At 67.8% G+C, this 22,418-nt stretch carries 13 protein-coding genes and 2 pseudogenes; 3 read left to right on the forward strand and 12 right to left on the reverse strand.

From position 1 onward, the window contains the following. From DD1DGNOD_RS28200 to DD1DGNOD_RS16470, 9 genes and pseudogenes are all read right to left on the reverse strand, one after another. Positions 1-271, reverse strand: a pseudogene (locus tag DD1DGNOD_RS28200) (hypothetical protein); the annotation flags it as partial. A gap of 632 nt (positions 272-903) precedes the next feature. Then, on the reverse strand, positions 904-2,112 hold the full coding sequence (fxlM, locus tag DD1DGNOD_RS16435) for a methyltransferase, FxLD system (protein WP_131770514.1): 1,209 nt from the start codon (positions 2,110-2,112) through the stop codon (positions 904-906). 143 nt (positions 2,113-2,255) lie between these two features. Next, positions 2,256-3,038 carry a thiopeptide-type bacteriocin biosynthesis protein gene (locus DD1DGNOD_RS16440; protein WP_131770515.1) on the reverse strand — a complete coding sequence of 261 codons (783 nt, stop codon included), beginning with the start codon at positions 3,036-3,038 and terminating at the stop codon, positions 2,256-2,258. A 16-nt stretch (positions 3,039-3,054) separates the two neighbouring features. Beyond that, the gene (locus tag DD1DGNOD_RS16445) at positions 3,055-4,125 is read right to left on the reverse strand and encodes a lanthionine synthetase C family protein (RefSeq protein WP_131770516.1); all 1,071 of its coding nucleotides are present in this window, start codon (positions 4,123-4,125) and stop codon (positions 3,055-3,057) included. Beyond that, entirely contained in the window at positions 4,122-6,869 is a 2,748-nt protein-coding gene (locus DD1DGNOD_RS16450; protein ID WP_131770517.1) for a lantibiotic dehydratase, read from the reverse strand. Before DD1DGNOD_RS16450 ends, DD1DGNOD_RS16445 begins: the two co-directional genes overlap by 4 nt. An 81-nt stretch (positions 6,870-6,950) precedes the next feature. Then, positions 6,951-7,088, reverse strand: a complete 138-nt coding sequence (fxlA, locus tag DD1DGNOD_RS16455) for an FxLD family lanthipeptide (protein WP_131770518.1) — start codon at positions 7,086-7,088, stop codon at positions 6,951-6,953. Then, positions 7,088-8,341 (reverse strand): methyltransferase, FxLD system, encoded by a 1,254-nt coding sequence (fxlM, locus tag DD1DGNOD_RS16460; protein WP_131770519.1) that lies wholly within the window; start codon positions 8,339-8,341, stop codon positions 7,088-7,090. Before fxlM (DD1DGNOD_RS16460) ends, fxlA begins: the two co-directional genes overlap by 1 nt. Then, on the reverse strand, positions 8,319-8,636 hold the full coding sequence (locus tag DD1DGNOD_RS16465; RefSeq protein ID WP_131770520.1) for a DUF397 domain-containing protein: 318 nt from the start codon (positions 8,634-8,636) through the stop codon (positions 8,319-8,321). The genes fxlM (DD1DGNOD_RS16460) and DD1DGNOD_RS16465 overlap by 23 nt, the downstream gene beginning before the upstream one ends. A 147-nt stretch (positions 8,637-8,783) precedes the next feature. Beyond that, complete coding sequence (locus DD1DGNOD_RS16470) at positions 8,784-9,140, reverse strand: hypothetical protein (RefSeq protein WP_131770521.1); 357 nt, start codon at positions 9,138-9,140, stop codon at positions 8,784-8,786. Positions 9,141-9,302: 162 nt separating this feature from the next. On the opposite strand from DD1DGNOD_RS16470, the gene DD1DGNOD_RS16475 reads away from it, so the two are divergent. The 3 genes from DD1DGNOD_RS16475 to DD1DGNOD_RS16490 all read left to right on the forward strand — a co-directional run bounded on the left by DD1DGNOD_RS16475 (position 9,303) and on the right by DD1DGNOD_RS16490 (position 13,047). Next, positions 9,303-10,631, forward strand: a complete 1,329-nt coding sequence (locus DD1DGNOD_RS16475; protein ID WP_241255779.1) for a hypothetical protein — start codon at positions 9,303-9,305, stop codon at positions 10,629-10,631. Further along, positions 10,628-11,182 carry a GNAT family N-acetyltransferase gene (locus DD1DGNOD_RS16480; RefSeq protein ID WP_131770522.1) on the forward strand — a complete coding sequence of 185 codons (555 nt, stop codon included), beginning with the start codon at positions 10,628-10,630 and terminating at the stop codon, positions 11,180-11,182. The genes DD1DGNOD_RS16475 and DD1DGNOD_RS16480 overlap by 4 nt, the downstream gene beginning before the upstream one ends. A gap of 1,124 nt (positions 11,183-12,306) precedes the next feature. Further along, positions 12,307-13,047, forward strand: coding sequence for a hypothetical protein (locus DD1DGNOD_RS16490; RefSeq protein ID WP_131770523.1), 741 nt, complete (start codon positions 12,307-12,309; stop codon positions 13,045-13,047). Positions 13,048-13,202: 155 nt separating this feature from the next. On the opposite strand, the gene DD1DGNOD_RS16495 is transcribed toward DD1DGNOD_RS16490, so the two are convergent. The 3 genes and pseudogenes from DD1DGNOD_RS16495 to DD1DGNOD_RS16505 all read right to left on the reverse strand — a co-directional run bounded on the left by DD1DGNOD_RS16495 (position 13,203) and on the right by DD1DGNOD_RS16505 (position 22,270). Further along, complete coding sequence (locus tag DD1DGNOD_RS16495; protein ID WP_131770524.1) at positions 13,203-15,200, reverse strand: hypothetical protein; 1,998 nt, start codon at positions 15,198-15,200, stop codon at positions 13,203-13,205. A gap of 744 nt (positions 15,201-15,944) precedes the next feature. Beyond that, a pseudogene (locus DD1DGNOD_RS16500) lies at positions 15,945-16,725 on the reverse strand (transposase). Between the two features lie 238 nt (positions 16,726-16,963). Next, on the reverse strand, positions 16,964-22,270 hold the full coding sequence (locus DD1DGNOD_RS16505; protein ID WP_131770525.1) for a winged helix-turn-helix domain-containing protein: 5,307 nt from the start codon (positions 22,268-22,270) through the stop codon (positions 16,964-16,966). Positions 22,271-22,418: the final 148 nt, after the last annotated feature.

Raw genomic sequence — 22,418 nt, forward strand, 5'->3', positions numbered from 1 at the left:
GTTCGGGCCGCGGTCCCCCCTCGGCCCCGCGTGAGCCGGCGCCGTCGGACTGCGCGCGCTGCCGCTCGCCCTGCGGATCCTCGCTGGCGGTGTCGCGGCCGGGCTCCTCGGCGGCGGGGCCGACTGCGGCGGCAGCTGCCGTCACCATCGCAGGCCCGCCGCGCAGGAGATTCCCACCGACTACCCGTGGCTGTAGGTCGCGGCGGCGGCGACCTGGCCGGGGTTGCCGCGTACCGTGCTGGCCGCCGTTGGCGAAGTCGAGACCGGCCATAGGCTCTCCCCAGGGACAACCCCGGAAATCGGATACTCGCGTTCTATGGTCCGTAGGCCATTGACATTACCCATGCCGAAATTTACATTGGTAGCGTGGAATAATTTAATGCGGGGCGAGAAAAGTCCTAGCGTGGAAATTTAAGCCAAAACCGCCTGTCGCGAGGCTACCCATCCCGCCGCCGCGCAAGAAACCGTCCTCGCCTCGGGCCACCCGGCGAGCCGCATGCACCGGAACCCCTCCTGACATGCAGGATAAATCGAAACCCCCACCCTCCGTTATACCCTCCATTATTCCCACGGATATTCCCTCCAGTATTCCCTCCGATTAAGGGTGGAGGGGGAGTCGGTCGGTAAAATCCCAGGTCAGCGGCCTGCGGCCCCCTCCGATGGTCGGCCAGGCTACGCCGCCCGGAGGCAGGAAAACACGTGCGGCGGCCCGGCGCCCGCCCGGGGGGCGGACACCGGCCCACCTCACGGTTTTCCGCCTCCGGGCGGCTATCCGCCCTGGACCCGGCGTCCCGCCGGCCGGGCGATGTCAGTCCGCGTCGCGTGCGTGGATATGTGCTCGCGTCGTCGGAGTGTTCTGCGGCGCCGGTGGCTGGACAGTCGAGTTTCGGCCCGCCGCGCGCGTCAGAATGTGATCGTGAGAGGGCTGTCTGGTTTGCGGATCAGTCCGGACGCCTGGTGCGCGAGACCGGCGAGGCCGCGGTAGGCCGTCACGGTGGGGATCGCTGCCCGGTCGCTGTTCCAGGTGTGGATACCTTCGATCAGCCGGTCGGTCAGGTCGTGGCGGTTCGGGCCGTGGCCGATGACGCCGAGCATGTGACGGCCGGGCGCGGCGTGGTTGCGGGCGAGGCTGAGGTAGGCCAGTGAGTCGCCCTCGATGAGGGCCGGGCTGCGCTGGGGTATCGCGGGCGCGCACAGGGCGGACTTCACTGCCTCGGGGGTGGCCGCGATGCGGCAGCAGCCGGGCTCGGCGGCGGTCAGGCGCAGCCAGATCCCGTCGAAGGGGTCGTAGGGTCCGACCTCGACGCCGGACAAGGCGATCGTCCGCTTCCGTGCGAGTACGCCGGTGAGGGCGTCGGGGTCGATGGCCTGGTCCTGATCCCAGTGCAGGGCGACGAGGTCGCCGTGGTGGATCGGGGCGGTCCGCTCGCCTTCCTGCCCGATCATGGGGACAAAGCCGCAGAGCTCCACCGACTCGCTGATCATCCGGTCGCCCTCGCGGCGGAAGGCCACCGCGCGGGTCTGGCCCCGCCAGCGCAGGGGCAGGACGAGCCGGCCGCCGGGGGTGAGCTGGTCCCACCAGGCGCTGGAGATGTCCCAGACTCCCACCGTGGCGATCAGCCGATCGTGAACGTGGCCGTCCGGGTCACCGAAGACACCGTCCCCGGTGAGGACCGTGACCGCCTCGACGCCGGTCGCGGCGAGGGCGGCGCTCGCGCCGCTGGTGACGTCGGGGTCGATGTCGATGGTGGTGACGTGCCCGCCGGGCCCGGTCAGGTGCGCGAGGAGGGCGGCGCTGTAGCCGGTGCCGGCCCCGATCTCAAGGACCCGCTGGCCGGGCAGAACGATGAGCGCCTCCAGCATCATCGCCACGATCCCCGGCCCGGACGCGCAGCTGAGGGACGTGCCGTCGGGGGCGCGCTTGGTGATGACGGCCTGCTCGGCGTAGGCCTCGCCGGGGGCGGCGTCGGGGGCGAACAGGTGGCGGGGCACGGCGCGCATCGCGTCCTCGACCGCGCCGGTGAGGACGGCTCCCGAGATGGCGAGCCGGTCGACCATGGCAGCACGCAGCTCGTCGGGGGTGGCATCGGGGGTCGAGGCCGCGGTGTTCAACGATGATCCTTCCGATAGGTGTGGTGCGGTCGAAGGAGGCCAAAGGAGGCCGGACGTGCGCGCCCGACAGCCGGCACCTGTGGGCATTCGGGTCATCGCGCCCCGGTATTTCAGTCGCCACAGGCCGGTGTCTTCTTGATCGGCTACGCGGATGCGTTGCTGAAGACGGCCTCCTTCGCTGCCTGCGCGAGGGCGGCCTGTGTGGCTACTGGGAGCCCGAGCCGGTTCCAGTGAAAGATCACGTGTAGCGCGATGACCGCGCGTATCCCGCGCGTGAGGTTGCCGCTTTCCCGCAGGGTTCGGAGTGTTCTGCCCGTTTCCTCGAACGCGGCGAGCCAGTCGCGGCCGATGAGGTCCGCACGGGCATCGCCGAGGAGAAGGTGGCGGACGCTGCTGGTGGACGATGCCGATACCTGCGGGTCGGGTGCTGTGTCGGCCAGGCCGGGGCGCTGCTCGGCGACCCGTGCCCACACGTCGCCTTGCTCGCTGAAGTCCAGTCCAGCGCTTCGCATGAGCGCGGTGCACAGCACGAGTGAGTGTCCCCGCCGGTCGACGGGGCCGTTGTCGAGGAAGGCAAGGAGGTGGCGGCTGTCCTGATGGAACAGCGTGTGCGCGGTGTTCATGCTGCTGGGGCCGCCGAAGGCGTGGACCTCTGGTTCGTAGATGTCGTCGGTCCAGCGAACCCCGTTGGTGAGCAGGGCGTGGAGGGGGTCGCAGTTCCTGGCGTCGCGGCCGGTCGCGCCGTCGGCGATCAGGTAGCGGACGCGCCAGGGGCCCTTGCGGATGAAGAACCAGGAGGTGATGAGGCCGTCGGCTACGGCGGCGGGAAGGACGCGGGCGAGGTGGTCGACGGCCTGGCGTTCACGCTGATGACGGTCGGGGCCGGGCCAGGCGATGTTCACCTGCGTCCAGGGGGTCTCGTCCATCGGTTGGGCCTTTCGATCAGCAGAGTAGGAGGCAGGCGTCCCACGAGGTCGTGGTCCCGGCGGCGGCCAGATCGGCGCCGGCCGAGCCGGTGAGGAAGCCGGAGGGTTCGTTGGCTGCGGCGGTGGTCTGCTGGTGCAGGCGGGCCAGTGGTCCGATCGGGATCGGGGTGAGTGCGTCGGCGGTGATCCGGTGTGCGGCGGTGAGGAGTCCGGCGGTTCCGTGGCACAGGCTGCGGTCGATGAGGCGGCCGAGCTGTGTCGCGTCGGCGATGCAGGCGGTGAAGGCGGTTTCGGCGTGGTGCTGGCGGGTGGTGTCGCCCAAGGCGCGGGCGGCGAGTTGCTGGGCGCGGGCGATGCCGGGGGTGCCGTAGCACCACGACGGCCGGAGTGGGCCGGGTTGGCGCGGTTCGCTCTGGTCCACGTCGTCGAGCGTGACGAACTCCGGCCACCACGAACCTGCGCTGGTCTGCCGCTCCCAGGTGTCCAGCCACTGGCAGATCCGGCTGATCGCCCCCGTATGTCCGTCGACCGTGACCCCGTCGATCAGCGTGAGGGCCAGGAGAGCGAGTGGTCCGGTGATGCCGTGGGCGACCCCGTGGTTTCCGTGCCCGCCCGGGACGGGCTGGTCGCGGTGCGGGCCGTGTGAGCACCACCAGCCGGGGAGGCCGTCGATCGGGTCGGTGAGGCGCACCAGGTAGGTCAGCACGTCGCGGAGCAGATCGTGATCGCCGGTGCGGCGCAGGGTGACACCCAATCCGGTCAGGCCGCGGATCAGGTCGTACTCGGCGTACTGCGGGCGTTGGCGTTGGTCGATGCGACGGTGGGCTGCCTCCAGACGGTGGCGGGTCACCATCGCGGTTCCGGCGGCGGCGGTGGCTTTCGCTCGGAGGAGTCCTGGCTGGTCGGATGCGGCGAGAACGACCGCGAGGGCGGGAGCGCCGTAGTAGAGGCTGGCGCCCTCGGCGACGCTGACGCCGCCCGCGACGGCCCGCTCCAGCTCCGCGTGCGCCGCTGGCCAGTTGCCGGTTTCCAGGTGGAGGAGTGCGATGCCTGCCGCTCCGTCGGCGAGTGACTGTCCCGCCGTCACGGGATCCTCCCGGCGAGTTCGGTCTGGGCTGTGGCGCGGGCCAGACGCAGGCAGTACTGCTCCGATGCGGTGTCGGCTCCGATCATGCGGGCGTGGTGCAGGTGCAGCAGATCTGCCAGGAGCTGGTCGACGTCGAGCCCGTCCTGGTCGGCGAGGGTCCGGTAGGTGGCCAGTGCCGTGGCCAGGCTGTCGTCTCCGTAGGGACGGCGGGCGCCCGCGAGCTGGGCGGGCTCCAGCCGAGGGCCGCTGCGGTGGGGCGCGTGGTCGACGAGCCAGCGTGCGCCGTCGCCGGTGAACCCGCGGGCAATGGTGATCATTCCTGCGGCGGTGGTGGCCTGCCGGTCGCCAGCCAGCCGTCCGAGGACGGCGCGGGAGTCGGCGGCGAACACCGCTTCGGCCGCGGCGAGGGTCGGTCCGTGGCCGTAGCGGGTCTCCGGCCGGTAGGTGGCCAGGATGTAGTTGGCCAGCAGGCCGTCGTCGTGTAGCCGCTGCGCCCACTGGGCAAGGTCGTGGGCGGTGTCGGCGAACTGGGCGGTATCCCGCAGCGGGATTCGGAGCCGCAGGTGAGGCTCGGGGTGCGGGTAGCGCAGAAACCACCAGCCCGCGTGGAGTTCGGGGAGTAGGGCCAGGCGGGTGAGGATGCGATCGGCGTGTCCGTAGAGGCGGGTGTCCAGCCAACGCGACCTGCCGGGCCGGTGCTGGAGGGTGCTGGCGGGACGGACCGGCCGGGTGGTCGGGTGGTGGCCCAGTGACTTGCGGGTCAGGGTGAGCAGGAGTTCGGCTGGCCTGCCGTCGATCCACCCCGCTCGCCCGCCGGCCTCGGTGAGGGCGACGCGCCCGTGCCGGTCGAGGTGGCTGCGCAACATCGTGAGGTGGGCGTTCTCGTCCAGGTCGAGGCGCAGCCGCACATCGTCGTCGCCGATCAGCACCTCGCGCGGCAGCCGGTGGTGTTCGCGGTGTCGCTGCCAGGCCGCCCGCCACTGCGGCCATGGTGCGGTGCGTGTGGGGAGCGCGGTGGCGGGGATGGTCCAGCGGGCCGGGTGCAGGATGGAGCGGCCCCGCCGGATCCGCGGTAGGAACGGCAGGCCGTGGGCGTGTCCCCAGTTGAACCGGGCGCAGGGCGCCGTCCATGCCGTCCAGATCTCCGTGAGGAACCGGATGAGCGGCTGCTGGGTGGTCGGCAGAAGTACGCAGTTGAACAGCAGCGGCTCGACCGGCCGCCCGGTGGTGTGCGAGACCAGCCACAGCCGCTGGCCGTCGCCGGCCACCGCCAGATCGTCCAGGGTCCACGGCGGGTCGGGGTGGAAGTCCCCGACGGGCAGCACGGGCAGGAGCTCGGGCGTACGCGCGACGGCGGCCAGTCGGGCGTCCAGCGGAGGCCCGGACACCTGCACGGTGGCCGCGCCAGATAAGGCGGTCGGCAGGCCGGCGTAGACGCCGCGGAAACGTTCCAGCTCGGCCGGGGTGAGCAGGTGCAGGAACCGGGCAGCCGCGACTCCGGCATGGCGGGCCCCGCTCACCACCGTCAACATGAACGCACCGTGGTCGAGGTCATGTGGTGTCTCGGCGGCGAGGGTGAACCGCAGCTCGGTGTGCGGGATCGGCGGCCGGTCATCGCCGCCGCGCAGCGATCCGATCAGATCGTCGTCAAGTGCCACCTCGGTGCAGCCGTCCAGGGCGGACTGCTGGGCGAGCGATGTGAGCAGGCTGTCGCGGGCGGTGAACGCTGCCGGGTCACGGCGGGGCGAGCCGCGGTATCCGGCGGGGAACCCGAGAGCCTGTAGGACATCGCGCAGCGGCACCGCCGCGCCCGGACCCCACCGTTCGAGGAATGCGCGGTGGTAGGCGGCCCAGCCGGGCAGGTGCGGCGCGACGGCGACAAGCGTGGAGGCGGCTTCCTGCGCCTCGCGGACCACAGCGGGGGGCAGCGTCACCGAGCAATCGACCCGCAGATCGACCGCGATCCGCCCGCCTGGGGCGGGGAGGGTGATGTGGCGCGCCAGGTGCGCTGCCGGGTCGGTCACGGTCATCGGCGGCCGAACCGCTGACAGCAGCACCCCGGCGTTCACCAGCGCGGTGACCAGTCGTTCGGCCGCCGCCGTATCGGTGGCATGTTCGCCGGCCACCTTCGCAGCCAGCGCCCGGAACGGGATCGGGGCGCGGGCCGTCTCGACCGTCACCCGCACCGGGTCGGTCAGCTCGATCTCGACATCCCAGACCTGGTCGCCCTCGGTGCGGGCGCAGGGCAGCACCCACACCCCGCCACGCCGATACCCCAGCGCGTTCGTCACGACCGTGACCGTGCGCAGCGTCCCCAGATCCCGCTCGGCCACGCCCGTGTACTCGGCGACATGGCGGTCGTCGGGACGGGCCACCTCGTGATGCCGCTCTCCCCAGCGGACCGCCGCGTGGGGACCCATCGTGACCGGAGCGACTCCAGCGAACCTGCCGAACGGGGTCGCGCGGGTCGTCCACCTCAGCAGATACCGGACCGTCGCCTCCACCAGACGCCGAAGCCTGCGCGTCTGGGCCGCTTCATCGGCCAGCGCGCGGCTGATCTGGGTGGCCAGGTCCGGTGCCGCGTGCCTGACAGCTGCCGCGAACGCTGGCAGCGCCCACACCTCCCGCAGCCACTCCAGCCACTCGCTGGGCTGGTCGGTGGTCAGGTCGGGCCACGCGGGAAGCCGTAGGTCTTGGGGGTAGGAGGCGGCTCTGATCAACGCCGCTTCTGCCGCTTGGAACATCTCTCGCTCCCCGCTTCGGGGCGGGCGGAAGGTAGGGCGGGCCCGGCCCCCCGAGGGCCGGGCCCGATGGGTGGGCGAGGTTCAGCGACCGCTGCCGCTCGAGCAGGCGTCCGAGTTCGTGTCGCCCGAGCCGCACTCGTCGTCGGTGCTGGTGGCGTGGCCACTCGCGGCGGTTCCGGCGTCGACCAGGTTCAGGTTCAGCTCGTTCTCGTAGTCCATCAGGGGGTTCCCTTCTCGTGGGGGGTGAAGGCCAGGACGAGGCGGCTGTGCCGCTTGTCCAGGACCGCCCCGTCCGGCAGGTCGCCGTCCGGGGTGTGCGAGGGAAGGACGTGCAGCACCGGAGCCGGGCTGCCCGCGTCCACCCACGCACGCATGTGCTCGACCATCCGCCCGGCCGCCGCGGCGGCCTCCGGCCCGTGGGCGTATGCGCCGAGGTCGAATCGCCGGTCGGTCCAGCGCAGCGCCGACCGGTAGGCGAACGTGCCGTCGTGCAGGGTGGCCGGAGTACCGAACTGCCAGGAGGGCGCGACGACGCCGGCCTCGATGGCCGTCTCCTGCGCCGTCAACACCACGAACTCGCCCGCCTCGTGGGTGAGGCGGGACGCCAGCCACAGGTTCAGGTCGATCAAGGCGGTGCGGGGCGGCAGGCTCGCCCCGGCCCACGCCTCCTCGCGGGGCCGCGCCAGGAGGCCATCAAGAACGCTGGGGTCGACCTGCTGACCCTCATCCAGCCGCAGGTGGACACCGTCGGCGATGTCGACGTACCGCACCTCGTGGGCTCCGTCGCCCTGCACGGAGACGAACCCGCACTGACGGTGGCTCTCACTGACCAGTCGGTCCCCGCGGCGTCGCAGCGCGTAGGACTTGGTGATCCCGAACATGCGCAGCGGCACCACCAGCACACCGTCATCGGTGAGCTGATCACGCCACGCGGGCGGGATGTCCCACGCCCCGGCCGTGACGATGATCAGATCCCAGCGGCGGCCGGACGCGATCGAGTGTTCGGCGTCCGCGCACACCACGGTCACATCGTCATAGCCCGCCGTCGCCAGGCAGGCGATCGCCCGGTCGGTTATCTCGGGGTCGATATCTACGGTCGTGACCGATCCCGACGGGCCGACGAGCTCCCGCACCAGCGACGCGTTGTAGCCGCCGCTGCCGATCTCCAACGCGTGACAGCCCGCCAGCCCGCCGAGCGCGTCCGCTGCCTGACCGAGCATCTCCGCGATCAGGAACGGCGCCGACACCGAACTGATTGCTTCTTCGCCGCGCCGCTTCTTGAGGACCGCTGCGTTCGCATATGCCTGCTCCAGCGGAAGGCCAGGCGTGAACAGCTCGCGGGGAACAGTCCGCAGCGCTGCCTCCACCTCGGGCCGCAAAGTGAGGCCCTTCGCCGCATGATCGGCGGCCACCAGGTCGACCATCGCGTTACGAAAGCGATCGCTCTCGCTACTCATGGTGTCGACGCTCATCCTTGAGATTCCTTTCCCGATGCGTGCGGGCCGCCGCGGTCCGGGCGCCCCGACCAAGTCCAGCAAGCCGGTAATCCGCTACCGGATCTGCCTCGTACTCGCCGGCCCTCACCGCGGCCACGAAGCTCGCCCACGCCCCCGGAGTCACCCCAATCGGCACCCGGCCGAGCGACGACCGGATGAGAACCAGGTTTGGGCCCCGGGCGACTTCGACCGCGTCCACGGCGGTGGGATGAGGGGCGGTGGGCTGCTGCCACAACGGGTCGGCATCCTGGGCGGAACACGGGACATCCATGGGGGTGCTTCCTGATAGGGCCGCCTGCCCCCGCGGATCGGGTCAGCACCGGAGCAGGCGACGAGCGGGGCCACCCCGCCCGCGACACGGTCGCGCGGGCGCGGGCGGGGTGGTGGACGGGCCGCGTGGGGAAGAGCGGCCCCCGTTTCAGGGCCCGGCCGGCACACGGCGACCGAGGTCGACCGGGGCAACGCGGTGATCAAGCAGTCCCCTGCCCCGGGCGTACAGATCGGCGTCGGCAGGGCTACGAAACTCCGGCTCACCGACGATGATCCGGACCACCCGGCCGTTCGCGTCCAGCTCGACCACACCCCAGTCCGAGTGCGGTGTCCGGTGCGGGAGGGCTGGGGAGGGAGTGCCGTCGTTGGCCGGTCCGGGCTCCCTCCCCGTGGCCGCGCTGATCTGCCCGGCTGCGTCGTCGGGCCCGGGATGACCGGCGGTGCGGCCGATGTCGGCGGGCGTCCGGCCGGCGGACCTGCCCGGCGCCTCCGTGGACGAGTGCACGATGCGCTCCTCTGCTGGTCCGAGACAGTGGCCGGCGTGTCTCCCGCCGTGCAGGACCCATCACACAGCGCGTGACATGGCGGTGGAAGGGTGAGAACTTCTGTCCCATGGGTGGGAAATCGTTTCCCACCCATGGCGCGCCGAGAGCTGAGGGGGAGACTGGTGCACGCTGATGGGGTCGAAGCGCTGAAGAGGATGCTGGCAACACGCTTCCGCGAGCTCCAGGAGGAGCACGACCTGTCAGGTACCGAGCTGGAGAAACGCACCACCCACGATCGGAAGAACGCATCAGGCATCCGCAACCAGGGTCGGCTCCCCACCCGCGATGTCCTCCGCGCCTACGACACGGTGTTCGGAACGGGCAGCGAGCTGACTGACCTCGGCGAGCGGATCCGGTCCGCGCAGAAGGCTGTTCGGCTGAGTTCATTGACCGCCGCGGCGGGGATAGGACCCTCGGGGCAGCAGCCCTTGGAGCCGCAGGAGGAGGCGAGCGCAACGGACAGGCGTGAGTTCGCGACGCTGGCGGCCTTGTCGGCCTTGGCTGCCACGACCCGACAGCGCATCACGAACGGAGGTGCACCCGATCAGACCCTTGACGATCTTGAAAGTGATGTCGATGACATCGCCCGTGTCTATGGCTCCGCCCCACCCACACGGCTCCTCCAAGATGTTGCCGACCGGTGGCACCAGACCGAACGAATCTTGGAACGTCGCATGTCGGCGGAGACCCGGACCAGAGCCACTCTCCTCGGTGGCCAGCTAACCTATTTCCTCGGCCGGCTCGCCTTCAACGCTGAGGATTTCCGGGCCGCGCGGCGGTTCGCCGGGCTCGCCGACATGTACGCGCAGGAGACAGGGGAACCGGTCCTGCTTATGTCGGTCGCGACCTTGTACTCCAGCATCGCTTACCATACCGGCCGGTACCAGAAGGCCGTTGCGGCGCTGCGCTCGGTACAGGGTATCCATCATCCCTACATGGATGCCAGGGTCGCCGCCTACAACGCCAGAGCCTATGCGAAGCTCGGCGACGTTGATGCCGCACGGCAGGCCCTGGATCAGATGGAACAGACCGCTTCGGCCTACTCGCCGCTCCCGGGAGAAACTCCAGTAGGTCCGGCTGCTGTCGCGATGTTCCGCTCCGGCGTCGGAATAATCCTTGGTGACAGAATGATGGTCGAGGAATGGGCTCCCCTCGCAATCGAGGGATACAGCCGTGGCGGCGGGGATTTCACCATTGAAGAAGCCCAGCACGCCGACCTGACGGTGGCGCTGGTGCACGTCACAGGCCCTCGCAGCGCAACTGAACCTGAGGAAGCGGCACGGATCGCCCAGACCGTCCTCGGCGCAGACCCGACTCACACTGTGACCGCGAAGCTACGTCAGTGCGCCGGAGCATTCCGCCCGAGCGACCGCAAACTGCCGGAAGTTGCGGCTTTCCTCGACGAATTCCGGGCCCTGCCCTCGCGTCCTGTGGGAGCATCCCTTCGATGACCATCCCCACTCTGACCACGCCGCGACTGACACTTCGCCCGATCCATAACGACGACGTGTCGGCCTACCTGTCGATCTGGTCGGATCCCGAGTTCACCCGGTACATCGGTGGCAACTCGTCTCCGAGCCGGGACGGCATCTGGCACGCCATGGCCGGCAACATCGGATGCTGGGCCCTGACCGGTGTCGGCCCCTGGTCCGTCATCGAACAGGCCAGCGGCGAGCTCGTCGGCCGCGCTGGCCTGTGGGATGAGCCAGGCTGGCCTGGCATCGAAGCAGTGTGGTTCATCGGCCGCCCGTGGTGGGGTCGCGGTTACGCGACCGAGGCAGCCACAGCCGCCATCAGCTGGGTATTCGACGTGCAGCCCGACCTGAGCGAGGTGGTGTCGACCATCGTGCCGGCCAACACGCCATCGATACGGGTGGCCGAACGGTTGGGCATGAAACTCAGCCGGACCGAGTTCCTCCACGGCTCCGACCACCACATCTACACAATCAGCCGCACCGAGTGGCTGCTGGCACATCGTGATATCGCCGGCGTGCGAGCCTGAACTGTAGACCTTGGTCGGTGCCACCAGTTCTTTTTGGCGTTCGGGAGGAGCCCGGCAGGGACCTCATGGTGGACCCTTTTTCGCGTTCTGCGCAGTGTCTCCCCGGACGGCATGGCCGGCGCTTCGTCGTGTCCGGGGCCGTGCTGCGCCGGCTGACTGCGTGGGCCGCCGCCCCGTGGCGGGTACCGTCACCGCGGTCGTCCTTCGAACCGGCGCGATGAAGGCCCGGTCACCGGGGGGCAGGTGACCAGGCCTGGCAGGGCCCGGCCGGAGCGGCGACATAGCCAAACGGTGCACAGGCGTTCGGTACAGCAGCGGTCTTCGTCCATGGATACGTCCAAGATATTACAGCTGTATCCACGCCGGTCTCGCCCGACATGAGTAGCAGACCGGCCCTGACACACGGGACTGAGGAGACGTTGAGGAAGTGGTCGGTGCTCTTCAACGGGCTGTTCGGCCGGATTTATCTTTGGGTCGGTGTGGCCAAGCCACCGACCGGAGTCGACCAAGACCTCGCTGCGCCAGCGCCTTGTCGCCAGGGCAGCCGAGCAGTGGCCCCAGCTCGCCGGCCTCACCATCCGCTGGCATGGCGAGTTCGCCTACATCGCCGGCCAGCTCCCTGACGGCACCTCCCTGCCCCCTGATGCGGCTGCGCTACACCGGATCCGCCCGCACCTGGGGCTTTGCCGTCTACCGCGCCAGCCACGACGAAGTCCGCTGACTGGCGCTCGCTGCTGCGATCGCCTGGCCCAGGCATGCCTGGGCCACCCGGACTCTTGACCAGTTCCACCAAAACGGCGACAGCGCCTTAGTGGTTTGCGACGATGGGTACTGTGCTGGTGACCATAACGTGAGTTGCAGGTCGCCTGGGCCTCGTCCCGTCACGGCGACGAAGGCTGTCAGCCACGGACTGGCCGGTCCCAGTCAGCCGTCGGGTACATGACCAGTGAGGTGTTGTGGACCCGACGCGCGCTGCTTGGCCTCCCGATCCGCCCCTCGACCCCGGCCTCCGAGCGCGTGTTCGTCGCGTCAACAGCCGTGGCGCTACTGTAGCCGGCCAGTTCGCAGATTGATCATGTTGCGAAGTGGACCACTCACGTTGCGGGCCAAGAAGGAGGCTCTCGATGACGTACCAGCATGGCGGCGATCTTCATCTCACCTACAACGCTGGGCGGGGCTACTCGCACTTCGTTCTCTACATTGAACCGCCGGCAGCGGCAGGCAGCGCAATCAACGCATCCCAGCGTTTCCGCGCCTCGACAAGTCCGTATACCGCAGAATGGCTGAAACGACTTGACCGATGCGCCCCCGATGCGCTTCATGTTTCGCTCCTCGGGAGCGACGATGCCCCTAAGCTCTGGCACCCCTGCGTCTACGAAGATTCTGAATCACCGTCGGCGGTGGCCGGGGACGGATGCGTCTGCTGGCAGACCTATCGAGATCCTGTGACGTGGCTTCCCGTTGCGGCGAGTCATTTCCGCACAGTTGGCGGAAATATCGAACACTGGGAGTATTTCACCTACGCTCCACTCTCCATCCCAGATGGGGAGCGTCTGAGCGTGCTCATCATCGACCGCGAATCAGGCATGTTCTGGGCGCGGACCGAACATGGAATCCTGCATATTCTTCCAGAAAAGCAAGGAGCTGGTTACGGCGCTGGTTACGGCGGCGGGGGGCCTCACGAGCTCGCTGGATTAATCGAAAAAGTAGTCCGATCGGACGGGTGTGACGTTGCCGCCGGGACGCCACATGAGCCGCGTAACAGAAAAGTGCTCGCCTGGGTGAGCAGCAAAGCTGCCGACCGCACGCAGGAACTAACACTTGATCAACTAAAACTTCTCCATCGTAGAGGTGTGGTGGCGTAGGGCAATGAAGCCCTGAATCCGATCGGCAGCCGCTATGGCGGACTCCGTGGCTGCAACGGCGCTGATCAAGGCTCTCGGCGCCGTCCTGCCGACCGGGAGTATTCACGAACGGGCATGAAGAATGACAGAAGCCACGGCCAGCCTGATCACCCTTCTCATTTGTCCGCTGGCAGCAGGCCGACCCGCTTCAACGTGTCACGGAGGGTGGTGTCTTCGGCGGTGTGCACGCATCCCATCGATTTGAGGGTCACTGGGCTACCCTTAGCATCGCCGACGTGGAAGGTCGCCCAGGTGCGGCAGGCCGCGCAGATCCGCCCGGTGAGGTAGGGCCGAAGGAGGTAGAGACGTTGTTCGCCGTCGAGGAGGTAGAGGCTGCCGCGCTCGACCTCGGGACTGGGGTAGGGGATGCGCCTCGTGCGCACGACGGGGTGGTCACCGACAAGCTCCCGGTAGGTGACCTCTCCCGTCTTGGTCAGGCTGTCCCAGCCGGTCCGGGTCACCTCGGCGAGCGTGAGATCCGCGAGGAAGCTGACCGAGTTGAGGAGATCCTGAAGAGACTGCACCGCACGGTCGACGACATGCGGTAGTTCCGTTGAGTCCGGTCCGATCAGGTGAGCATCGGCGTTTCGAAGATCAAGGAGGTACCTGGCTCGGTCCTGGAACCCGGGATCGGCAACGGCACGCCACAAGTCGCGCAAAGGGTGGCTATCCGGAAGCGCACCGATGTCCGGCGACTCGCCGATCTTCTCGAGCACTAGCCGCCAGGTTCCGAAAGTCGGCCCGCCCTTCTTCCTCAGCCCCTCCGTGAAAATCTTCCTGGCCTCCAGGCCGATCCCGCGCTCATACGCGAGTGCAAGCGAGACGAGGGCCAGAAAGCACAGCAGGACCTCCACGGCCCCCAGGACTTCGTCGAAGGCATCGGCCGCATGGTCGGCGCTGAGCGCCGCCTCAGCCCGCCGCCAACGAAAGGCGACCGGGTACGGGTACCGGGTACGGACGACGAACGAGGAGTCGTCGATTAGCGCGGCAGCCTCATGGCGCAGCCGCAGCAACCGGCCCTTGTTGACGAGGTGTGCACGCATCGCGCGCACCGACTCCTCCGTGAAGGCGTTCTCAAGCGCATCCTGAGCTTCCATCCGCCAATGATCAAACTCGCGGACGGCGTCGTTCAGATCAGCGAGCGCCGCATTCAGCGACTCATCGGCCTTGGGAACGCGTACCCTCTGCAGCTCACTGCGTGCCAGGCTCAGCCGGTTGCTCCGCTCCGCGTTGATCAGTCTGCGGGCGGTCGGAGAACGCAGGTAGTACGCCGCAGCCGCGAGATCTTGCTCATCGAGGCCGAGGCCACCCTTGGGTCGCAAGACGATCACTGTGCCACTCGACGCGAGCGGCAGATCCGCCTCGGTGACCTCGACGACCGGAATCTGGGAATCCGTCGACCAGCCATGCGCCCGGAGAAGGATGTCACCCGCCTTCAGCTGCTTCTCGGTAGCGACGACCGCATAAGTCGCCTGCCCGTCGGCCACACGGATGGTCCCATCGCGGTGCAGGTCCGCTCCCCGGACGACCCGCACCGCTCCGGGCTGTTGAGCGGTGCAGAGCTCCCCCTTGCCCTTCGCCTGCTGCACGATGATCGACGGATCTGGCAGGTCAAAGAGATCGCCAATTGTGGCAATCTCGCCGAAGTCGGCCACGTCCTGCTTCAGCTTCGCGGTCGCCGGGTGGTGCCGCTCGAATCCGAGGCCCTCGGCCGCGGATGGCTCCGAAGACAGGACGTACCCGAACCGGTGAGGACCTGGATCGCCCACGAGCAGACTCTCGAGGTCCTGCTCGGACTCCGCAGCCTCGGCCCGCGTGGGCACCCGGAACAGAACGACGGGACGCGTACTTCCAGCGCGCGGTTCGTAAAACGGCACCGCCCATTCGAGCTGCGGGTTCGTCGCGCCCCATCCGGTGAAATACATGACGAGGACCGGGCGCCAGAACCGCGCGATGCCCTCCCGGGTGCGCTCGCTGGCCCGCGAGGAGAGAAACGTCGCCGGCACCGCCGCCGCCAACAATGCCTCCGGACCACCTGGTCGGCAGCTCAGCAGGAGCCGCTCATGCGCGGCCAGCCGCGAACCGTTCCCACGCGCCCACGAGGGCACCGCCATTGTCGGCTGCTCGATTGGATGCCCGTCAACAGCATCGGCTCCGAGCCGGTGTACGGGTGCAGCCGTCGGATACGGCAGCGCCTTGAGTGGACCGTCTAAAAGGCCGATCCCGGCGTGCTCCGAGCCACCGACATCAACCGGGTCAGGCGTCCAAAGCGTCGGCATGGCCCTCGCAAGATGACCGAACGCCACCTGCAGAGACCCGACCACCGGATCCCGGCCCTCCACCTCCGAAGGCCGTGACCAACCCTCCCAAACCCGGTCACTCACCGCGCTAGCATAGCGACGTTCCAGAGCCCATAGACGCGCGTTGCGCTACGCCGGATCCGCCAGCACTTGTCCCTTGGCGCGCTGCGTCGATCACTCGCGTCTGAGCAAGGGCCTACGCGGCGGGGTGACTCCGGAACCGGTCATGTTCAGCCCGAGGTCGAGCTCGCCCACCCGGTCGCGAGTGGTTGGTTCGCGACCGCCTTCAGATCCAGGGCGCCGGCTTGGACCACCTCGGGGACGGTAGTAGCCTCAGACCCTTTCGATGACTACCCAAGATCCACTGTCATCCGACACATGCGCCTGGGTGTGCACATCGTGAACCCGGACGACGAACCACTACCCGGCAGCCGCCGACACCCCGCGACACACAGAGCGCCCGTGACCTGCACAAACATACATCTGGCGGCACCATGCGACACTAAAGGTTGTTTCGTAACTCGGTTTGGGTGGGGTGTGGCTGGTCCGTGGGGCCGGTCAGCCGGCCCGGCTGATGGTGTAGAGATGGGCGATCCCGGCCGCGGTGACCCCGAGGGTGCGGGCCTGGCGGCGGTAGTCACGCAGGATCTTCCAGGTCTTCATCCCGGCGAGGGTGTGCTCGACGCGGGCTCGGACCTTGCGGTGTATCCGGTTGATTTCCTCCTTCCACTCCGGTAGCGGCTGTCCGTCGGCGGGTTTCCGATAGGGCATGATCACGTCTGGGTGGCCTTGGTAGCCGCCGTCGGCCATCACGGGCCGTCCGGTGAGGCGGTCTTTGATCCCGCTGGTCTGGTAGACGATCGTGTCGTTGCGGTTGCCTGGCTGAGGGTCACCCAGGGCGATCACGAGACGGGTGTCCGCGTCGATCGCGACCTGCAGGTTCGTCGAGTACCGGTAGTTCTTCGACGGGGCGGCGAGGGTGTGGTCGCGGGTCGGGATGGGCGTGCCGTCCACGATCGCGATCTGGTCGCGGGGACGTCGTTTCGCCGGGGCCAGGGCCAGTAGCGGACCGATCGTGTCGATCACCCGGTACGCGGCCGAGTAGGACACCCCGAACAGCGGGGGTGATCTGGCGCAGGGTCAGGTTCGTCCGCCAGCAGGCCGCGACCAGCAGCACCCGGTCGGGCAGAGACAACGCCCACGGCCGGCCCGGCCGGCCATCGGCGATCCGGTCCCCGCCGCGCTGGGCGACGAGACGGACCAGCCGGCGGAACTGGGTCGGCTTCAACCCGGTGAACGGGAAGATCCACTGAGGGTCGGCAGCGGAGATGACCTGCACCCCAAAATGATCCACCAGGCAGCCCCAGGCCCCGGCACCCGGGTTACGAAACAGCCTTTAGCCGGCAGGCTGACCTACGGGCTTTTAACTGGCGAGTTCAGGGTTCGAGTCCCTGACGGCCCACATCGAAAAGGCTATTCTCGCGCGTCTTCCAGAGTATTCAAGAGGACCAGATGAAACGAGCGGTGTTCCCGCAGCTTACCCTCGGCCATGCCCTAGATCTCATTCCGTCGACTTATTACTCCGAGTAGGACGCCAGTCGACTAATGCCTGCCACGACGAGGCTATCCACGACGCGCTGCCAATTTTGCAACAATCCTGCATCGGCTGCAGCAGGCCGGATTTCGATTAGCCATGATGTGACCAGGAAGCTACGGTTCGCTATGCCGTCGGGATTAGGAAGGACCAGGCCCTCGATCCATGGCATGCCGAGACGTGCTTGCTCTGCAACTTCTACCGACGATAGGAAGCTGACGACCTGATCGACGCATGCCGGGTTCCCGCGTGCGTGCACCAGCCACTGTTCGACCACGGTCTGCCAGGCCGCAGGCTCCCACCATGCTATTGCTTGGGTTTCGACCTCCCGATAGAGGTAGGCGACTTCGGCTGCGGGATTCGGAATCAGTGCCGGCAAGGCATCGCGCGTGTAGCGCCCTCCTTCAAAGGGGGTGTGTCCCGATACTTTCAGCCCGATGACATAGTCGACCACGGCCGGCCACATTCTCCGTGCGGTCGCTGCACGCGCCGGCGATTCCTCGGCAGCGGCTGACAGAGCCTTCAGGAAGCTGTCCAGCCGCGTTGGGTTGTCTCGATAGGCAAGAATGTGATCAAATATTGGCGTGTCGTCACCTTCGGCGGTGATGGTGAGAAGCGCGCGGGCCGCTATCAGGGCATGGGTTCCGCGGTGGTCCATGTCCCTCTCGTATGCAAGCAGTGCGCGGCGGTGTGTCGACAGGAGCGCGTCGAGAAGGTCGCGGGCGGCCTTTGATACGCAGATATTTGCCACCGCTGCCGGCGCGAGAGCTCGGGTGGCAGGGCCGAGGCGCGAGACGTAGATTGCGTCACCATCGGTGGCCGCAAGCGAGGCAACTACGGGGTCGTCAAGATCGACGAGCGGCCGTCGATCTGTATTCCGATCCCATTCATCGAATGCGCAGTCTCGCATGGCTTCGGTCGACAGATGCAAAGCTGTCTCGTGATGGCAGGGGCTGTCCGTGGGACAGGGGATCTCCCATAGGCGATCGAGTCCTCGGGCCAGGTGTAGACGTACCTCGTGGGCGACTGCGCGTGCGAGGTTGCTGGCCGCTGCCGTGGCGCGTTGGTACGTCTGGGAACCGTCATCGCCGTCGATGAGGGCTCGAATTGCTGAGGCACTAGGCGTCAGTAGCAGGGGGAGCACTCGCGCCGCGCTGCGGTCGGCCGCCTGTTCGAAGTAGGTCTCCTCGAATTCGAACTGAAGCGGCGACGCTTCCCCCTCTCCGACGCGAAGTACGGTGCCAACGGCGAAGCGCAGGGCATGCTCGGGGATAGCGACGTTGTGGAGCAGGTGAGCTTCAAGTGCCACTGCCGCCACGGCCGCAGGTGTGTCCCATCGGTCCCTTGCGCTAAGCGTGGACGGGGCCTCGTGGAGGTCCTGAGCGACGGCAAGATCGGCAGCGAGGTCCTCGGCGCTGATTGCTTGGGCCGTGTCCCGCTTCAGATTGATGTGGTACTTAAGCATGAGGCGCGTTGCCTCCTGGGCGCGGCGCACGTCGACGTTGATGTTCTGCAATGCCTGGACGATTTCTTCGGGAGGATTGCTCTGGATGAGCAGGCCCTCTTCGGTCATCCGTGTTTCGTAGGTGCTACGGTCGAGGCAGCTCGCCCAGGCTCGCACCGTAGCGAGCTGCTCCTCGATGCCTGTAGCGTCGGCCTCGCCTGACGACTCTCTAAGCTGACGTTCCGCCGTAACGACCAGTTGTTGACCGGCAAGGCGGAGCTCATCCGCGCGGGAGCCGTCGGCGCGTAGCGCCAGGAGCATGGCTGTTTCTCGAAGTGACCATCGGCGGCGCTCAGAGCCGGTGGGGTGATCGGGGGCTGCCGCCAGCCGGTTGGTCTCGTGGACGACGCGCGAGAACTCCTCATGCCAGATTATCGGCTCCGCGAGGTAGGAGTCGAGCAGTCGATCGGCGCGTTCGAGGTGGCGCACGAGCAGCCCGACGACGAGCCCGACCATCGCGAGGTTCTCGCATCCCGCGAGCAGCACATCCAAAATGTTGGGCAGGGGGATTTCGATTTCGATCAACTGGTCGCACACGCGCTCCAGAGCTTGCAGCGCGCTCATGCAGGGATATGGTCCGACGCCGCTTCCGCGGTACCACAACCACACGTGTCCGTCGCCGACGTAGGTGCGGCGCGTGCCGGTGATGTCGAGTTCGTTGTTGTACGCGGAGAGGCTGTGATCGTCGACGGTGCCCCGGTAGGAGTCATGGCCGGCGAGGACACGTGCGCGGGTGAGCGCAGCGTGGTTGAGCATGCGGTTGAGTACCGCGACACCGTTATGGAAGTCGGACTGAAACAAGGGCATGAACGGGCCTCGGTACCAGGCCGCGAGGGGTTCTCTGAGGCTGAATCCGCGAGAGTGATGGTCTCTGATGCCGTAATCGTGGACGCCGGTCCCGTCCTCGTCGAGGTAGTAGGCCTCGGTCAGCTCTGCGAGGAAGCCCCGCCGGTACGTCGCCAGCGCTCGGCCGGTGAACAGCTCCTCGACGGCCGGATGCAGCTGGGCGGGCGCGTCGTCCGCAACGCGGCGGAGCACGGACTCGCCGTCTTCACCCAGATCGGGGCCGAGGAGCGCCAGGAACTCGACGGTGGTTTCGTCCGTGATCTCGCGAGGCACGTCTGGGCGCCCAGGGCGGCGGCTGCGCGGAAAGCCGATCTCGTAGAGAAGCGAGCTGCGCAGCGCCATGGACCTGCGTTCTTCCTCGATCTCCTCAGGGGAGCGGGCGGCCCGTGCCGCCGCAGCTGCCGCTCGCTCCTCCTCCCACCGACGATCGGCCTCAGCGCAGGCGGCGATCAGCCTGTCGTGCAACCTCACCCGCAGCGGGGACCCCGTGGCTGTGCCGGCGCAGACGAGGGCACGGAGCCAGTCGCGCAGGAGGTCTCGCACGTGGTCGCCAGCCTGCCACGGTGTCTCGCCGTCGAGTAGAAGGCTGACGACCGGCTCGACAGCAACAGTTCGGACCAGGCCGGTCTCGTCGCGAAGCCGCTGGTCCACGAGACGGCACAGCCGCTTGAGCCCGGCACCTCGATCGGCGTCCAGCTCGGCCCACGCCTCACGAAGGATGGATCCAGGGTCGCCCATCGTGAGGAGAGCTTCACCGGGAACGTCGGCCCAGCGTTCACCATGGCCGGCCTCGACGAGGTCGTCAAATGCCTGTTGTAGACGGTCGAGTCTGCCGTGCAGCGGGTTCGAAGGCGTGGCAGGCGCAGCAAGCCTCGCTTGGCAGACCAGGCGAGCCGCGCCGAGTGCCCAGCGGGGTACTCCAGCAGCGACCAGCTTGGAGGTGGGGTTGTCGGACGCGAGAAGGAGACGGGCGACCGCGTAGCGGCGCACCTCGTCGTGCGCGAACTCTGGACCAATCTTGAAAGGGTCGTCGGGCGAGGTCCGCAACAACCCGTCGTGCCGAAGTCCGTCGAGCGCGGCGGGATCGATGGATCCGACAACGTCGAGAGCGTCACCGCCACAGAGCACGAGGTCGGCCAGACGCAGGAGCGCGAGGTGCCGGGCGTCTGGCGTGCCGCGGTCGGCCTGCTCGTGGCGACGTACCAGCCCCGCCCACACCTGCTGCATGGCGTCGGCATCGCTGAGCGGCGCCGCTGAGAGGCCGCCGCCTCGGACGAGAAGATCTACGACCACCGGCTTCCGGAGAAGCTCGCGGGATCGCGGGTTCGTCGCGAGCGCGGACAACTCGCCGAAGGCCGCAACCACATCGTCGATCTGTGGATCTGTCAAAGGCGGTATCAGAAACTCGGCGACGCGGCCGCCGCACCGTTCGGCGACGGTGTCACGTACCAGCTGCTCAGTGTCGTTCGCCGCTACAGCGATGATCTTCACGTCAGCTTGGATGGCCGCATCGACGAGATAGCGAAGGGGCTCACGCATTCCTTCGGAGATCGCGTCCGCGGCGTCGATAACGAGCAGGCGTCGCGGAGCGCCGAGTTCCCCGAGGAGACCTGCGAGTGGGGTACCGAGGTGGGACTCGAGCGCGAGGCTCGTCGATGGAAGGTGACGCAGGTTGATGCAGATCGTCTGTGTCGATCTGGAGCCGTCTCTCACAGCTCCCGTCGCCGCTCCAACAACCAGGGCACTCTTGCCAACACCGGACTCGCCGTGAGCGACAACCGCCGCGTTCGCTGAGTCGACGACCGCGAGCAGCTCGGCCGCGGTGTCGCTTCGATTGATGTGGATGGTTCTACTGTGATCGCCAGAAACGATCTCCTCCCGCACCGACGCGATCGAGCGCTCGTGAAGGTGCGCAAGCGCCTTCCATCCGCGCCGGTGCCGACGCGTCGCGTCGTCGACGACCTCGTGTGCGTCGCGCCGAAGAAGACTCAGGTCGACCTTGGCGCCCTTCGGCGGGTACTCGTCGGCCAGCGCAACGAGTCGATCGCGTAGCCGAGAGGCACCGCAGAGGTCGCTACCCCGGGCGACAGGGATCAAGGAGTTCGTCACCGCAGCCCAGTCGGCCTCGTGGGGTGTCTCCAGCCGCGGCATGATCACAGTCAGCCGGGACAACAACTCCCACGTTCGATACTCAACTACCTTTTGGCTCGGACCAGCAAAGCCAAGGTCGATGAGCGCAAGCTTGACGAGCTTTTCGATCTGAACCAGACGTTCTCGGACAGCGCGCAGGAACTTGCCCTCCGCGCGCGCAAGGCCGAAATAGCCGGCCGCGTCCATCTGCACGGCGGCGAGATCGGCGAGTAGTGCGAGTTGTTCGGCATGATCTTGTGGGCCGGCGACAACGAGGGCGACACGGTGCTCCGGGCCATCGACGGGAGCGTTTATGACCTCCCGCACGAACGCGCTGAAGAGCTTCGCGGTCGACTCGTCGCTTGGTACGAGATCGGGCGCACGCCGCGCACCAATCGCGAGCACCAGGGACGGCTCCGACTCGTCCGCACGGGCTGCGCAAACGACCAGATCGTCGACCGAATGCTCCGGTGCCCCCTGAAAGGTAACACTCACAACAAACCGGCCGTCGCCCAATTCCACCGCTCCATCGCCAACGAGCAGGTGGGCGAGATACTGGACTGCGACCTTACGCTCGAAGGTGATGCCACCGCCGCCAGTCGAATATGGACTCATCCCACTCGACACGGCGGCGGTGCTCAGTTCGCCTCGCATTTCCTCCAACCACGAACGGAGGGCGGGGTTGTCGGTGTTGAGGCGCCACCGGTAGGCGCGCCCCTCACGGCTCGCTTCCGCGAACCCTGCCTCCCGGAGCTTCCCCAGTACCGACGTAGCTGTCGTCGGAGAAACTCCCAGTTCGGTCGCCACCATCCGACCGGACATAGACGTCGGGCCGCCTGCCAACACGCGTAGAGCCCTGTACGCCGCCCCTCCGAGCGTGGCATGGAGCATCTCGCCGGCTGAAGCCATAGCTAGTAACTCTACCGCCAATGCCCATAACAGCTGGACATGGATGCGC

The sequence above is a fragment of the Candidatus Protofrankia californiensis genome, from assembly GCF_900634765.1.
In the GTDB taxonomy this organism is placed as follows: domain Bacteria; phylum Actinomycetota; class Actinomycetes; order Frankiales; family Frankiaceae; genus Protofrankia; species Protofrankia californiensis.